Genomic DNA, 14,617 nt, shown 5'->3' on the forward strand with positions numbered 1-14,617 from the left:
ATCCACACAAGCTGTGGATAACACGATCCGGCAATCGTGGACAAATTGTGTACGTGCGCCGCAACAATCGACTGTGGCCTGGTGCGATACCGGTCGCCTTGTGGATTGGCTCCCCGCCTGCTTTGGGAATCTTCTGCCCGTCCTTGCAGATTGTTCCGAATGATATCCCTCGCTCCGCGGACTATCCTGCCTGGGTCGCCTCGCGGGCAGGCCGGTGGCCGCCCGGCCCTGGCACATTGACAGCCTGACTGGCCCGGCAGCCGATGCGCGCGCCGGCCCGCGAACCGTACTAAATCCAGTTTGTTTGACAATGCCTATGAAGATCGCACTGCTAGCGGATCTGTCGCTTCAGGCCAAAGCCATTGCAGACGCCCTCGCTCGCGCCGGCGTGCATTGCCACACCTATCCCGCAAGCGGGGAGCTCTTCCGTGGCATGGACCAAGCCGGCTACGACGTCCTGCTGATCGACCACGAACTTGCCGACATGCCTGCCATGGAAGCCGTGCGCGCGGTGCGCGGCGCCTGGCGCAGCGAGGTACCGGTGATGGTGGTTTCCCACCAGCGCGACGAAGACTCGGTCGTCAATACCCTGCAGGCGGGCGCCGACGACTACATGATCCGCCCGCTGCGCGCGCGCGAGCTGGTGGCCCGGCTGCACGCGCTGCAGCGCCGCGCCGCCTCGCGCCGGCAAACGCCAAGCCCGGACCTGACCGTCGGGCCCTATTCACTGGACTGCCTGGCGCACGAGGCCGTGTTCCAGGGGCGCAGGCTCGCGCTGCCCCCCAAGGAGTTCGAGCTCGCAGCGTTGCTGTTTGGCAGCGTCGGCCGCGTCTTGTCCCATGCCCATATCGAACGCGCAATCTGGGGCTATTCGCTGCCACCGTTGTCCCGCGCCCTGGCGAGCCTGGTATCGCGCCTGCGCAGGGCGCTGGAGCTCCACCCTCGCAATGGGCTGGTAATCACGGTGGTCTATGGCAAAGGGTATCGCCTGGATGAGACCGGCGCGCGGCCGCCTCGGCCCGGCCCGTTCAGCACTGGCTGAGCACCGGGTGCGGCGCCGGCCTGCCGAGGTAGTAGCCCTGCCCGAAGGGCACGCCGAGATCGCGCAGCACCGCCAGCTCATCGGCGTCCTCGATCCCTTCGGCGATCACCTCGCCGTCCAGCGCCTTGACCAGGGCCAGCACCGTGCGCACGACTTCAAGCCGGCGCGAGCACGTGCCGATGCCACGCACCAGCGACTTGTCCAGCTTGGTGTAGTGTGGCGCGAGGTGGACCAGCCGGTCGAGATTGGCGTGGCCGGTGCCGAAATCGTCCAGCGCATACTGCATGCCCAGTTCGCGGAGCACAGCCATAGCCTGCCCGAAGCGCTCCGCGTCCTCGATGGGGGTCTGCTCGGTCACCTCGATCACGACCCGATCCGGCGCGATGCTGTTCGCCACCAGGGCCCGCATGGCACTCCCGCCGTCGGCTAGCAGGTAGCGCAGCGCCATCGCGCTGAAGTTGAGGAACAGCTTGCCGTGCAAGCCATTCGCCAGGCAAGTGGACAGCCCGGTGCGCGCCGCCCGCAGCTCCAGCTCGATGGTCTCGGCCTCGTCACGCGCCAGGCGGAACAAGGCATCCGGCATGGCCAGCGGCGAGCTGGCAGGCCCCCGGACCAGCGCCTCGTGGCCCAGCACCTCGCCGGTGCCAAACACCACGATCGGCTGGAAGACGGCGTGGAGCTGCGGCAAGCGTAGCCGCGGCACGGGTGCGCCAGCCAGGGGGGAGGCAATCTGCATGGACGGAGTGAACGTGACGTGGGAAGGCGCGGCGCCAGGCGCAAGAGGCTGGTGAGCCAATGTGACTCGCCCTCTATTTCATGTCAGCAATGTGTCACCCGGATGACAAAGCCGATTACCCCTGCGCAATGGCGGGATGTCATTCATGCGTCACAGGTTGCGGCGAGCATGCATGCCATAACAAAGTCATGCCGTCACCCGCGGCAAGCTGGCGCTGCGAGCCGGCGCGCGAGATGGCGGTACCCCAGGGTCAGCATATGGGCCGCGTGGCCCATCGGAGTCTCAACCGTGTTGCAAGCCATCAACCTTCGCCTTCCACGCCGCGCCGGCCGGCGCATGCCCGCCTGGCTGGGCCGGCTTCCCCTCAGCGCGCGCATGTGCGTGGCATTTGCGCTGGTCTATGTGTTCGGCGCCGTGGTGGGGCTGACGGGCATTTTCAGCCTCGTCTCGGTCAAGCAGATGACAGATACGCTCTATCAACGCGATATGCAGGGCGCCATCGCGGCGGAGCGCGCGCAATCGGCGCTGGCCCGGCTGGGCCGCGCCCAGCTTGCCCTGACCATGGCGACCAGCAGCACCGAGCGCGATGGTGCAACCGCCGACATCGATAGCGCCCTCGCCCGCCTCGACCAGGCACTTGGCACCGTGCGCACTGCCGCACCCGCGCAGGCCACCGCGCTGCAAGCGGAACGCGACAGCGCCGCAGCCATGCTGCGTGACTATGTCACGTTGCTGCGCAAGCAGCCGCTCGATGCCCTGCAGTTCGACAGCGCCGTTTCGGTCGACGGCCATTTTCTTGGCGAGCAATTACAGAAGCTGGCCGATCTGGTAGAGGTCACGCGCAAGCAGCAGGAGCGGCAGGCCGCCGATACGGTCGCCACCGTGACGGCCAGCCAGTTGCGCGCCCAGGCCGTGATGATCGGCATGCTGGTGGCGAGCCTTGCAGCGGCGGCCGCGCTGGCCTGGTTTGCCTCGCGCCTGCTGCACTCGGAGCTGGGCGGCGAGCCGGCGGACGCGGCCAAGGTGGCCAGCCGCATCGCCTCGGGCGACCTGCAACAACCCGTGCGCGTGCGCCCTGGCGACGACCACAGCCTGATGAGCCTGTTGGCGCGCATGCGCGACCAGCTCGCCGGCGTGCTGGAAGGGATCCAGCTCTCCGCCGCCGAGATCGCCGCGGCCAGCGAAGGCATCGCCAGCGGCAACCACGATCTGTCGCGCCGCACCGCGCTGCAGGCGGCAGCGCTGGCCGCAGCCGCCGACAGCGTCGCCCGCCTCACCGCGCTGGTCGGCCAAGCCCACGCCCAGGCCACCGAATCCAGCGCCATGGCGCGCCAGGCACGCGAAGCCACCGACGCCGGCATGGCGGTGGTGAACGAGATGAGCGGCGCCATGGACACGGTGAACCAGCACTCGCGCAATATCGCGGAAATGGTCGAAGTGATCGAAAGTATTGCCTTCCAGACCAATATCCTCGCGCTCAACGCCGCCGTGGAAGCGGCCCGCGCCGGCGAGGCCGGGCGCGGCTTCGCCGTAGTGGCGCAGGAGGTGCGCGGGCTGGCGCAGCGCAGCGCCAACTCCGCGCGCGAGATTCGCACCACCATTGGCCAGGCCAGCTCTGAGATCGCCCGTGGGGCACGGCTTAGCGGGCAAGTGGTCAGCGCCATGAGCGGCATCGAGCAGGCGGTAGGCCAGAGCCACCAGTTGGCCGAGCGGCTGTGCGGGGTGGCCGATGAACAGGCGCGCGGCATCCGCTCGGTGGGCGAGGCGGTGGCCCAGCTCGACCAGACCAGCCGGCAGAACGCCGAGCTGGTCGAAGCCGTTACGGCGCAGGCGGCTAGCCTGGATGAGCAAGCGGCAGGGCTGTCGGCTGGGGTCGCGCGCTTCCGGTTCTGATGCTGAATGACCCATGTTCTGCAATGCAGAACATGGGTTCCGCGGTGCAGTTGACGTGTAAGGCGATCGGTGGGAGTATTCCGCCATCGAAAAATCCGGCGGCCCACGCCGGACGCCTTATCTGGAGACTGTGATGAGTAGCACCCCCACGCCCGCCGCGCACGCGCCGGCTGCCGCCCCGTCCGCTTCGCCTGCCACTGCATTTTCTCGCCTGCACCACACCATCGGCCCCTGGGTCCAGAGCCACCCCGAGCGCGTGGCCCTGATGGACGCCGAGCGGTCCCTGCGCTACGGCGAGCTGGACGGCGCCATTGCCGAAACCGCCCGCGCACTGGCTGGCGCCGGCGTGCGCGGCGGCGATCGCGTGGTGCTGGTGACCGAGAACAGCGTGGGCTGCGCGGTGCTGATCCTGGCGCTTAGCGCGCTGGACGCATGGGCCGTGCCGGTCAATGCCCGCCTGTCCGCCCGCGAGATCGACAACATCATCGAACACTCGGGCGCGCGCATCGCGCTCTACCTCGACAACGCCCATCCCGAAGCACGCGAGCACGGCCTGGCGCGCGGCGCGCAACCGGCCGAATGGCCGCATGCGGGCAAGCTGCTGCTGGGCGCGCTCAATGCAGCCGCCGTGGCTGAGCCGGTGGACGCAGCGGCGCGCGACCAGGTAGCCGCGCTGATCTACACCACTGGCACCACCGGCGCCGCCAAGGCCGTGATGCTGACGCACGCCAACCTGATGTTCATTGGCCGCTCCAACCGCCTGCAGGCGCGCGTGCAGCCGGGCGACCGGGTCTACGGTGTGCTGCCGATCTCGCACGTCTACGGTCTCTCCGTGCTGTTGGTGGGTCCGCTCTCCAACGGCGCCACGGTGTTCTACGAACCGCGATTCCGCCCCGAGAAGCTGGCGCACGCGCTGGTCGCGGAGCGGCTCACCGTGCTGCATGGCGTGCCCGCCATGTATGCCAAGCTGATCGAATGGAGCCGCGCCCAGGCAACGCCGCTGCAAGCGCCCGCGCTGCGCATGGCGCAATCTGGCGGCGCGCCGCTCACCGCCACGCTCAAGGCGGCGTTTGAAGCGAGCTTCGGCATCATCCTGCACAACGGCTATGGCATGACCGAGACCTCGCCCACGGTCTGCCAGACCCGGGTGGAATCGCCGCGCACGGATTGCTCGGTGGGCCCGGTGGTGCCTGACGTGGAGATCCGCCTGGGCGAGCCCCTGCCCGATGGCAGCGGCGAGCTGCTGGTACGCGGCCCCAACGTGATGAAGGGCTACTACCGCCGAGCCGACCTGACCGCGCAGGTGATTGACGCCGACGGCTGGCTGCACACCGGCGACCTGGCGCGCATCGATGCCGACGGCGCCGTCTCCATCGTGGGGCGCTCCAAGGAAATCATCATCCACTCCGGTTTCAACGTGTACCCGGAGGAGGTCGAGCAATCGATCAACGCCTACCCGGCCGTGCTGCAGTCGGCGGTGGTGGGACGCGCGGTGGAAGGCAACGAGGAAGTGATCGCCTTTGTGGAAGTGCGCGAGGGCATGACGCTGGACCAGGCCGCGCTGCGCACCTTCCTGCGTGAGCAGCTGTCGCCCTACAAGATGCCGGCGGAGGTCAGGATCGTGGCCCACCTGCCGGCCGCACCGTCCGGCAAGATACTCAAGGCCAAGCTGCGTGAGCTGCTCGCCAGTGCAGGCTGAGACGCAAGCTCAGCCCCAAGCCAGCCGAGGCCACCCATGTCCGGACCGCAGACCGAAGATCCGCCGCACGAAACGCAAGTGCCGCAGCACATGCAGCAGCACAAGGAAGACCGGCATTTCGTGACCGCGCTGGCGCGGGGCCTCGATGTGCTGGCGAGTTTCCGCAGCTTTGAGACGCGGCTGGGCAATGCCGAGCTGGCGCAGCGCTGCGGCCTGCCCAAATCCACAGTGTCGCGCCTCACGCATACCTTGACCGAGCTGGGCTACCTGCGCCTGGACCCGGAGCTGTCCAAGTACCAGCTCGGCAGCTCGGCGCTGGCCCTCGCGCCGGCGGCACAACATGGCGTGGATGTGCTGGCGGTGGTGCGGCCGTTCATGCAGGAGCTGGCCGACCTGTCCCAGGGCGTGACGTCGCTGATCGTGCGCGATCGGGCGCAGATGCTGATCTTTGAGAACTGCCAGTCGGAGTCATACCTGACGTTGCGGGTGGCGGTCGGCACGCGCATTTCCGGGCTGACCTCGGCCGCGGGGCGTGCCTACCTGCAAGCGTTGCCGGCCGTGGAACAACGGCAAGCACTGGCTGCCTTCCGGCAACAGGAAGGGGTGGACGCCCCCAATGCGCAGGCCATTGTGGAGCGCAGCCGCGCGGAGGTGGAGCGCCAGGGCTGCACCACGTCGTTTGGCGAATGGCTGCCGGACATCAACTCGATCGCCGCCGCGTTCCGGCCCGGCCCGGCGCTGCCGCCGATGACATTGTCGTGCAGCGGGCCTACCGCCATCGTGCCGGCCGCGCTACTGCTTGAGACGGTGCGCCCGCGCCTGCTCGAGAGCATTCGCGGCATCGAAGCGGCGCTGCGCGCGCAGGATCGCTAGGAGCGGTTGGCCGGGATTTGTAAAAAAAGAGTTGGGAAAGCAATCGGATATAAAAAAAGACCGCCTGCCCCAAGGTCGAGAGAGCACGGAGGTAACATGGGCAGGCGGGTGCAAAAGTTTGCCGCTGCTTACGCAGCGCCCAACATCGGAAGCAACGTGTTCAGGTCAACCTGTTACTTGGCGACTCGCTGTCGGTCGATGGCATGTCGAAGCCAGTACCGAACGTGTCGAGCACCTTGAACTTCGCGGTGTCCACACGTGGATCGGGCGTGCCAGTTCGCGTGCCGTCGCTGAACGGATCGAAGGGTCCCCACTTCGCCGCATTGCCTTTGGCGTCGTACTTGACGTGGAGCGCAGCGTCCACCCAAGAGCGTCTCTTTTCGCCCTTGCTTCGCGCGGGCGCAACCGTTGTGAAGCTCGAGGCCACCAGCACCGCGACGGCGAACCCACCAAAAATTACCGACTTGGTAATCATTTTTCGCTCCTTGAGGAAAATACCATCTGAATATTCTTGTAAGGCATCTCATAACGCCGCTCAAAACGTGTGGCGAAGTCCAAGCCCTACCCCAAGCATGGACGTCTCGCCTGCACCGAGGGTGTAGCTATTCCCTGTCCCCAGACTGTTGGCATAATTTACGGCGCTATTATCAAGATTGAGTCCCGCGTTCTTTGCGAAAGAAGTTACGACGTAGGCACTTGTACGCTTGGAGAATGAATAATTGGCGATTGCCGTTACTTGCCATGGATTTCCCATTTGCGATTCACCTACTCTTCGGTGAATCTTGTCGTACGCGTACTCCAAAGTGAAATCCACACTCGGTGTCAACTTGTAGTTTGCGCCGATCCAATAGAAATCGTCTCTCAGGATTTCACTTCCGGCCCCATCTTTATTCTTTCCCCAGCGGTACCCGGCCATTATCTTTGCGGGCCCCGCAGCATAGCTTCCGGCAATCGCGAGTTTTTTGAATCCTCCCGTCCCGTTCACCATGCTCGGATTGAATTCGTCAAAGGCGAGCGCTGCTCCAAAACTTCCGCCAAAATAATTCACTCCAACGCCATACGCGGAGTCTCTGCGAAATTGCCCCGGAACCTCGCCGGTTCCTGTGAGCGGGATTGTGCTTGGCGCGGTGGCGGGTAACGCGAGACCTGTTCCAAAGGACCAATGGGCACCGATAGTGAAGGGACCGAAAGCACCGCTATATTTCGCCGTGTTGTCTTCTCGATAGGCAGGCCCAAGAAGAAGTACGGTTGGCGAGTACTGCGTTGCGTAGATTGTTGGTGAGAAATTCGCAATGGAATCAAACAGCGATGTGTATTGACGCCCGAATGTGAATTTTCCAAGGGAGCTACTTTGCAATCCAACGAACGCCTGTCGACCAAAAAGTCGACCCTGCATCTGAGTACCGTTATCGAGACTCACGCCGCTTTCCAGGACAAAAATGGACTGCAGGCCTCCACCAATATCCTCTGTGCCGCGAATCCCCCAGCGCGATCCAGACAGACCACCAGAATCCATTCGATAGACGTTTTTTCCGGCCCCACTATTGAACCCATTGCTTACCAATGGCACCGTACCGACGTGATTTGCGTATTCCATGCTCATATCTGCAACGCCATACAGAATAACGTTAGACTGAGCCCAGGTCATGCCAGAAAATAGGCTCAAGGAGCCCAGAAGAATTGGATTTACCTTCATATTTTGTCTCCTCACCACGATTTCTATGACCTCTCGCACAGCAGCACACCTTGGGTGGAGGTCATGCACCCAATGTCTCGTCTAGAAGACGCTTTAATGCAAGTGGATTGGAATCAAGGGAAATGTGGCAGGAACATGCCCTTGCAATTCAATATGACTCGGGCACCAGTTTTCCGGCGGGCTGCGCGGTGGTCTCGTGCCGATCGCGCTGTGCATCGGCCGCGTTGCCTGGCCGAATCCTGAACCAGATCGAGTACATGGCCGGCAGGAACACCAGGGTCAAAATCGTCCCAGCAAATGTCCCGCCGATGAGCGTGTAAGCGAGTGCGCCCCAGAACACTGAATGGGTCAGCGGAATGAAGGCCAGGATGGCGGCCAACGCGGTGAGAATCACTGGCCGCGCACGCTGGACGGTGGCTTCTACAACGGCCCTGAACGGGTCCAACCCTTCGGCTTTGTTGTGCTGAATCTGCCCGATCAGGATCAGCGTGTTGCGCATCAAGATGCCCGACAACGCGATCAGGCCGACCAGCGCGTTGATGCCGAACGGCTGCCCGAACAGAATCAGCGTTGGCACCACACCAATCAAGCCGAGGGGGCTGGTCAGGAACACCATGACCATCGCCGGAATGGACCGCACCTGGAAGATGAGGATCAACAGTGTGACGGCCAGCATGATCGGGAACAGCGGCAGCATGGCCTTCGTCGCCTTGCCCGATTCTTCGATGGAGCCCGCTTGTTCAATGCGGTATCCGCTGGGCAGCTTCTCGATGATCGGCTGAAGCTGCTTGCTGATGGCTGTCGACACGTCGGGCGGCTGCAGGCCATCGGCAATGTCGCCGCGCACCGTGATGGTCGGCACGCGGTCGCGCCGGCGGATGATGGGTTCCTCCATGCGCACATCGATCTTGCCCACTTGCGAGAGCGGAATGCGTTGCCCGTTGGCGCCGGCTAGCGTGAAGTCGCCAATCTTGGCCGGATCCAGTCGGATGTCGCCGGCCGAGCGCGCGGTCACCTGCACGGTGCGGATGTCCTCGCGCACCGCCGTCACCGGAATGCCATTGAGCAGGAACTGCAATTGTTGCGCGACGGCGCTGGAGGTCAGCCCAACGGCCTGCAAGCGGTCCTGCTGCAAGGTGAAGTGCAGTGTGGGTACGCGCATCCCCCAGTCAGTGTTGACCGTGCGCATCATCGGGCTGGCGTCCATCACCTGCCGGACATCGGCCGCGATGCGGCGCAACGTCTGCGCATCGGGGCCGGTCACGCGATAGGCAACCGGGAACGGAGAGTACGGACCGAACACGAGCTGCGTGACCCGTACGCGCGCCTCGGGGGCGAGGCCGTCGGCAATGGCCTGGCGCAGGCGCTGCTTCAACGCGTCACGCTCTTCCTGGCTGTCGGTGCGGATCACGATCTTGGCGAACGACGGATCCGGTAGTTCCGGCCCCATCGCCAGATAAAAGCGCGGCGCACCCTGGCCAACGTAAGCCGTCACAATCTTGGCTTCCTTCTGTTTGGCGAGCCAAGCTTCCAGCTTTGCGGTGGCCGCGCTGGTCTGGTTGATCGATGTTCCATAGGGCATCTGCACCTCGACCAGCACTTCAGGCCGATCCGAAATTGGGAAGAACTGCTTCTTGACCACCGCCATACCGAGAATGGCCAAGGCAAAGAGCCCGACGACCGAACCCGCGACCAGCCATTTGCGCGCAATCACACGCCCGAGCAGCGCACGGAAGCGGTTGTAACGCAGGGTGTCGTAAATCGCATCGTGGCCGCCTTCGACCTTCTTGAAGTCGGGCAGCATCTTTACGCCTAGGTAAGGCGTGAACACCACTGCGACCACCCAGGACGTGATCAGCGCAATGCCGACGATCCAGAACATGTTGCTGGTGTATTCGCCCGCGGTGGATCGCGCAAAGCCATTGGGCATGAAGCCGACGGCGGTCACCAGCGTGCCCGACAGCATGGGCGCCGCAGTGTGGCTCCAAGCATATGCCGAAGCGGCGACGCGGCTGTAGCCTTCTTCCATCTTCACCACCATCATTTCGATGGCGATGATGGCGTCGTCCACCAGCAAGCCGAGCGCCAGAATCAAAGATCCAAGTGTGATGCGGTCGAAGTTCTTGCCTGTCGCAGCCATCACCACAAAGACGACCGCCAGTGTCAACGGCACGGCCGCGGCCACCACCAGGCCCGCGCGCCAGCCCATGCTGACGAAGCTCACCAGCATGACCACCAGCAGCGCGGCGAAGAACTTGAGCATGAACTCATCGACGGCAGCGGCGATGTTGACTGCCTGGTCGGTCACCTTGGTCAAGCTCATGCCGAGCGGCATGTCAGCGTTGATGGCGCCCACCTCCTTGTCGAGCGCCTTGCCCAGGTCCAGCCCGTTCCAGCCTTCGCGCATGACGATGCCCAGCAGCAAGGCAGGCTGGCCACCATTGCGCACCATGAACGTGGCAGGATCCACGTAGCCGCGCTTGACCGTGGCAATGTCCGACAGCTTCAACGTTCGGCCCTGCGATACAACCGGCGTATCCCGAATCTTCTGCAGCTCGTCGAACGCGCCGTCCAGACGGATGAATACCTGCGGCCCTTTCGTCTCTACCGAGCCGGCTGCCGTCAGGGCATTCTGGCTGTTGAGCGCGGCAAACACTTCTTGCGGACTCACGCCCAGCGTCGCCAGCCGGTCATGGGAGAACTCGACATAGATGCGCTCCGACTGCTCGCCGATGATGTTGACCTTCTTCACGCCAGGCACGTGCAGCAAGCGCTGACGCAGCGTCTCCGCATCTCGCGCGAGCACACGTTGCGGTTCGCCCTGCGCCTTGAGCGCAAACAACGCAAAGGTCACGTCCGCATACTCGTCGTTGACCATCGGCCCGATCACGCCGGGCGGGAGGTTGGCCACCTCGTCGCTGACCTTCTTGCGCGCTTGGTAAAACTCCTCCTGCACTTCCGACGGTGGCGTGCTGTCGAGCAGGGTCAACGTAGTGAACGCCAGGCCCGGCCGCGTGTACGTTTCCGTGCGGTCATACCAGCGCAGCTCCTGCATGCGCTTTTCGAGCTTCTCGGCCACCTGATCCTGCATTTCCTGCGCGGTGGCGCCGGGCCACGCGGTGATGATGGTCATCACCTTGACCGTAAACGCCGGGTCTTCCGCGCGGCCCAGCTTGAAGAAGGAAATGAGACCCGCCAGGGAGATCAGGCAGATAAGGAACAACGTGATGGCGCGCTCGCGCACGGCGAGCGCCGATAGATTGAAACGACCTTGGCTCACAGGCGCACCCCCGCGATGGCAGTGCTGGCACCTTGCCCTGCCACACGGACTTGCTGCCCTTCACGCAGCAGTTGTACACCAAGCGCGACGATCCGGTCCCCTTGCTTGACTTGGCCAGCAACCCGAGCGCTTTCGTCACCGAGGCGCACGATGGTGACGGATCGCCACGACACCTTCGCCGGATCACCCTGGATGACCCACACGCCCGGGCCCTTGCCGGCATCGAACACGGCACCAAGCGGCACCTGCAGATCGCCTTGCACGGTGGTAAGCCGATCGGGAATCTGGATCGTCACGGTGGCGCCCAGCGGCGCATTGGCCAGTTCCCCATCCAGCACATAGCGCGCTTCGAACGTGCGGGTAAGCCGATCGGCAGCATCCGACAGTTGCCGCAGCTTGGCAGGTACACCGGCGCTTTCCTTACCGAAAAGCGTGGCTTGTGCGACAGAGTCGATCGCCGGCCGCAACGTTTCCGGCAACTGGACCACCGCTTCACGGCGGCCAGCGTGGGCCAGCCGTACGACGGCTTGCCCTGCGTTGACGACCTGGCCGGGCTCGGCCAGCGTCTCCATGACCACGCCTTCACCATCGGCAACAAGCTCTGCGTAACGGCTGGCGTTACGCGCAACATCGGCCTGCGCTTGCGCTGCGCTCAGCTGGGCTTTGGCTGCGTCCGCCGCAGCCTTGGCTTGGTCATAGGCTGAGGCGGAAATGGCGCCAGTTCCTCGCAGATCGCGGTAGCGGGCTTCGTCTTCCGCCGTCTGGTGCGCGCGCGCTCGCGCGGCGCCCACGGCTTCTTGCTGTGCGTGCGCGGCGAGCTTCAGATCGACAGGGTCGATGCGCATGAGCGGTTGCCCGCGCTTGACGGTCTGTCCGGCATCCACAAGCCGCTCCAACACCTTGCCGGGCACGCGGAACCCGAGATCACTCTGCACCCGGGCAGCGACAACCCCCGTGAATGAACGGGACGCGGAAGCGACGGGCTGAACGAACGCGGCACGCACCAACGGTGCCTCGGTGCGCGGATCGGCAGGGGCCTTTTCGCCGCAAGCGCTCAAAGCGAGCGGCAACGCACCAATAACGATAGAGGTAACAAAGCAACGAGAAAGCATGAAAGCCCCATCGACAAGATGATCTGGGCTTTCATTCTGGTTCTTGTGACTATTTTAGTCAATGGTCACAATCAAAAAAATCTGCACATCAGGGGGAAAGACTCCGAAGCACGAGGCTGGAGAGCAGCCCGGGCGCACTTTCCGTGTAGTCAAAGCTGTACTGCAAAAGCAACGGATTCATGTACGGGCGCATGACCAGGTAGATGGCCGTCGTGGCCTCGTCCAACGGCGTCTTGCGCTCGAAATCTCCGGTCTCCCGGCCCTCCTGCAGCACATCGCGCAACAACCTCTGGATGCGGTCCTCATAGGCGATCACCGCTTGCCAGCGTTCAGTCGCTGCCGAGGCCGCGATCTCGTACAGCTTGCGGTCGTGGGAAAACAACCGAAGGCTGGCCTCAGTCAAGGCTTTGAACATGCGCCGGAGCTTCTCCGGCGGGGAGTCGGCGTCGGCCAGGGCGGCATTCACGTCGGCCTCGATGTCGCGCAGGCAGTTGGCGCAGATCATCTCGCCAATGGCCTGCTTGGACTCGAAGAACTTGTAGATGTAGGCCTTGGAAAAACCGATGGCCTTGGCCAGATCGGAAACGGCGGTTTTCTCGTAGCCGTAGCGGCTGAAGTGCTCGGTGGCGGCGGCAACGATCTGGTCTCGCACGTCATGGTCCGCCGGGCCACGGGCGGAAACGGGGTAGGGGGTGGTCTTCATAGGCTCCAGCTTACGCGAGTCGCGATAGTTGAACAACGTGTGACCATTTTGTACTATAGTCACAAAAACACGATGGAAGACATCCATGCTGCCAAAACACTCCTTTATGGCCCTCTTCGCTGCCAGCCTGGCGACCGGTTGTGCCGTCGGCCCCGATTATGTGAAGCCAGATGTGCCGGTTCCCCGACAATTCCAGGGCCAGACAGCAGTGGAGCAGCGGACAGCCAACGCCGAAGCCGATCTGCCTGCGTGGTGGGCTGGCTTTGGCGATCCGCAACTTACGCGGTACGTGCAGCTCGCGCTGGAACAAAACCTGGACCTTGCACAGGCCTTCGCCCGCGTCACGCAAGCCCGTGCGGGGCTTGGCGCTGCCAATGCTGCGTTGCTGCCCTCCGGCAATGTCACGGGCCAGGCCGCGCGTGCGTACCAGTCCGTCGAAACCCCTTTGGGCCGCGTCTTGAATTCGCGGCCCGGCTTCGATCGCTACGGCAACGCTTTTGAGGCCGATGTCAGCGCAAGCTGGGAGTTGGACGTATTCGGCGGCCTGCGCCGTGGCCGCGAAGGGGCTCTTGCCGACTACCAGGCCTCCCAGGCGGGCGCAGTCGCCACACGGCTGGCCGTGGCCGCACAGACTGCCGATATCTACATCACCATCCGCGGCTTACAGACGCGCTTGAAAGTGGCCCGCCACCAGGTACAGACGCAAGAAGAATTGCTCTCCACCATCAACCTGCTGTACGGCAAGGGACTGGCGGCCGAGCTTCAAGTCCGGCAGGCCGAAGGCGCACTCGCTCAGGTTCGCGCTTCCATCCCACAGCTTGAGGCTGGCCTCGATGCGGCGATGAACGCGCTGGATGTGATGCTCGGCTCGCTGCCGGGCACGCACCGGGCGGAGCTTGCGCAAGGCGGCGACATCCCGGCCGCTCCGCAAATTGCGATCAGCGGATCGCCGGGCGAATTACTGAGGCGCCGCCCTGACCTCATCGTTGCCGAGCGCCGCCTGGCGGCTTCCAACGCGCGCATCGGTGTCGCCATTGCGGAGTACTACCCGAAGTTCTCGCTCAGCGGCCTGCTGGGCAGCGCCACATCGGTGGGCGCCGGCAGTCTGTTCGGCAGCGGTGCCAGTCAATTTGCCGGCGTGCTTGGCCTGCGCTGGCGCCTGTTCGACTTCGGCCGTATCAACGCGCAGATCGATCAGGCCAAGGGGCAAGAGGCGGAGATGCTGGCCGCGTACCGGCTCGCCGTGCTGCGCGCCACGCAGGATGTGGAAGACGCCTTCTCTGCCCTCGTCAAGCGCGAAGAGCAAGCGGCCGTGCTCACACAAGGCGTGGATTCGCTTGGCCGCGCGCGAAATGCATCGTTTGCTGCGTATCAAAAAGGCGTCGTCAGCCTGATTGAAGTCCTGCAAGCCGACGAAAGCCTGTTACGTACATCAGACGCGCGCGCGCAGGCGCAAACCGAATCAGCGCGCGCTGCCGTCGCGGCTTTCAAGGCCCTGGGCGGTGGGTGGCAGCCCAACGAATCGATCGACGTTGCTAGCAAATAGTCACTGTGCGGATGAGGCTGCGCATTCAGCACGGCTC

11 protein-coding genes are annotated in these 14,617 nt (G+C 64.1%); 5 read left to right on the forward strand and 6 right to left on the reverse strand.

The annotated features are described in order from the left end of the window. Nucleotides 1-316: 316 nt before the first annotated feature. Nucleotides 317-1,042 carry a response regulator transcription factor gene (locus tag AC1Q7Q_RS03560; RefSeq protein WP_492374239.1) on the forward strand — a complete coding sequence of 242 codons (726 nt, stop codon included), beginning with the start codon at nt 317-319 and terminating at the stop codon, nt 1,040-1,042. Here the strand turns inward: AC1Q7Q_RS03560 and AC1Q7Q_RS03565 are convergent. Continuing rightward, nucleotides 1,029-1,778, reverse strand: a complete 750-nt coding sequence (locus AC1Q7Q_RS03565; protein WP_492374240.1) for an EAL domain-containing protein — start codon at nt 1,776-1,778, stop codon at nt 1,029-1,031. The two genes, AC1Q7Q_RS03560 and AC1Q7Q_RS03565, sit on opposite strands and share 14 nt — an antisense overlap. A 288-nt stretch (nt 1,779-2,066) precedes the next feature. Here AC1Q7Q_RS03565 and AC1Q7Q_RS03570 point away from each other — a divergent pair, with 288 nt between their 5' ends. From AC1Q7Q_RS03570 to AC1Q7Q_RS03580, 3 genes are all read left to right on the forward strand, one after another. Then, the gene (locus AC1Q7Q_RS03570) at nt 2,067-3,671 is read left to right on the forward strand and encodes a methyl-accepting chemotaxis protein (RefSeq protein WP_492374241.1); all 1,605 of its coding nucleotides are present in this window, start codon (nt 2,067-2,069) and stop codon (nt 3,669-3,671) included. Between the two features lie 133 nt (nt 3,672-3,804). Continuing rightward, nucleotides 3,805-5,370: a class I adenylate-forming enzyme family protein gene (locus tag AC1Q7Q_RS03575; RefSeq protein WP_492374242.1), complete on the forward strand. Its 1,566-nt coding sequence runs from the start codon at nt 3,805-3,807 to the stop codon at nt 5,368-5,370. A gap of 36 nt (nt 5,371-5,406) precedes the next feature. Continuing rightward, nucleotides 5,407-6,243: an IclR family transcriptional regulator gene (locus tag AC1Q7Q_RS03580; protein ID WP_492374243.1), complete on the forward strand. Its 837-nt coding sequence runs from the start codon at nt 5,407-5,409 to the stop codon at nt 6,241-6,243. Nucleotides 6,244-6,403: 160 nt separating this feature from the next. Here the strand turns inward: AC1Q7Q_RS03580 and AC1Q7Q_RS03585 are convergent, their stop codons facing one another. The 5 genes from AC1Q7Q_RS03585 to AC1Q7Q_RS03605 all read right to left on the reverse strand — a co-directional run bounded on the left by AC1Q7Q_RS03585 (nt 6,404) and on the right by AC1Q7Q_RS03605 (nt 13,034). Then, nucleotides 6,404-6,718, reverse strand: a complete 315-nt coding sequence (locus tag AC1Q7Q_RS03585; RefSeq protein WP_492374244.1) for a hypothetical protein — start codon at nt 6,716-6,718, stop codon at nt 6,404-6,406. A gap of 60 nt (nt 6,719-6,778) precedes the next feature. Next, the gene (locus AC1Q7Q_RS03590) at nt 6,779-7,939 is read right to left on the reverse strand and encodes a porin (RefSeq protein ID WP_492374245.1); all 1,161 of its coding nucleotides are present in this window, start codon (nt 7,937-7,939) and stop codon (nt 6,779-6,781) included. A 148-nt stretch (nt 7,940-8,087) separates the two neighbouring features. Continuing rightward, the gene (locus tag AC1Q7Q_RS03595) at nt 8,088-11,219 is read right to left on the reverse strand and encodes an efflux RND transporter permease subunit (protein WP_492374246.1); all 3,132 of its coding nucleotides are present in this window, start codon (nt 11,217-11,219) and stop codon (nt 8,088-8,090) included. After that, nucleotides 11,216-12,331, reverse strand: coding sequence for an efflux RND transporter periplasmic adaptor subunit (locus tag AC1Q7Q_RS03600; protein WP_492374247.1), 1,116 nt, complete (start codon nt 12,329-12,331; stop codon nt 11,216-11,218). The genes AC1Q7Q_RS03595 and AC1Q7Q_RS03600 overlap by 4 nt, the downstream gene beginning before the upstream one ends. Nucleotides 12,332-12,419: 88 nt before the next feature. After that, the gene (locus tag AC1Q7Q_RS03605; RefSeq protein ID WP_441637362.1) at nt 12,420-13,034 is read right to left on the reverse strand and encodes a TetR/AcrR family transcriptional regulator; all 615 of its coding nucleotides are present in this window, start codon (nt 13,032-13,034) and stop codon (nt 12,420-12,422) included. Nucleotides 13,035-13,119: 85 nt separating this feature from the next. Between AC1Q7Q_RS03605 and AC1Q7Q_RS03610 the strand changes: the two genes are divergently transcribed. Then, nucleotides 13,120-14,580, forward strand: coding sequence for an efflux transporter outer membrane subunit (locus AC1Q7Q_RS03610; RefSeq protein ID WP_492374248.1), 1,461 nt, complete (start codon nt 13,120-13,122; stop codon nt 14,578-14,580). Nucleotides 14,581-14,617: the final 37 nt, after the last annotated feature.

Source organism: Cupriavidus sp. GW823-FHT07A04 (assembly GCF_058794615.1).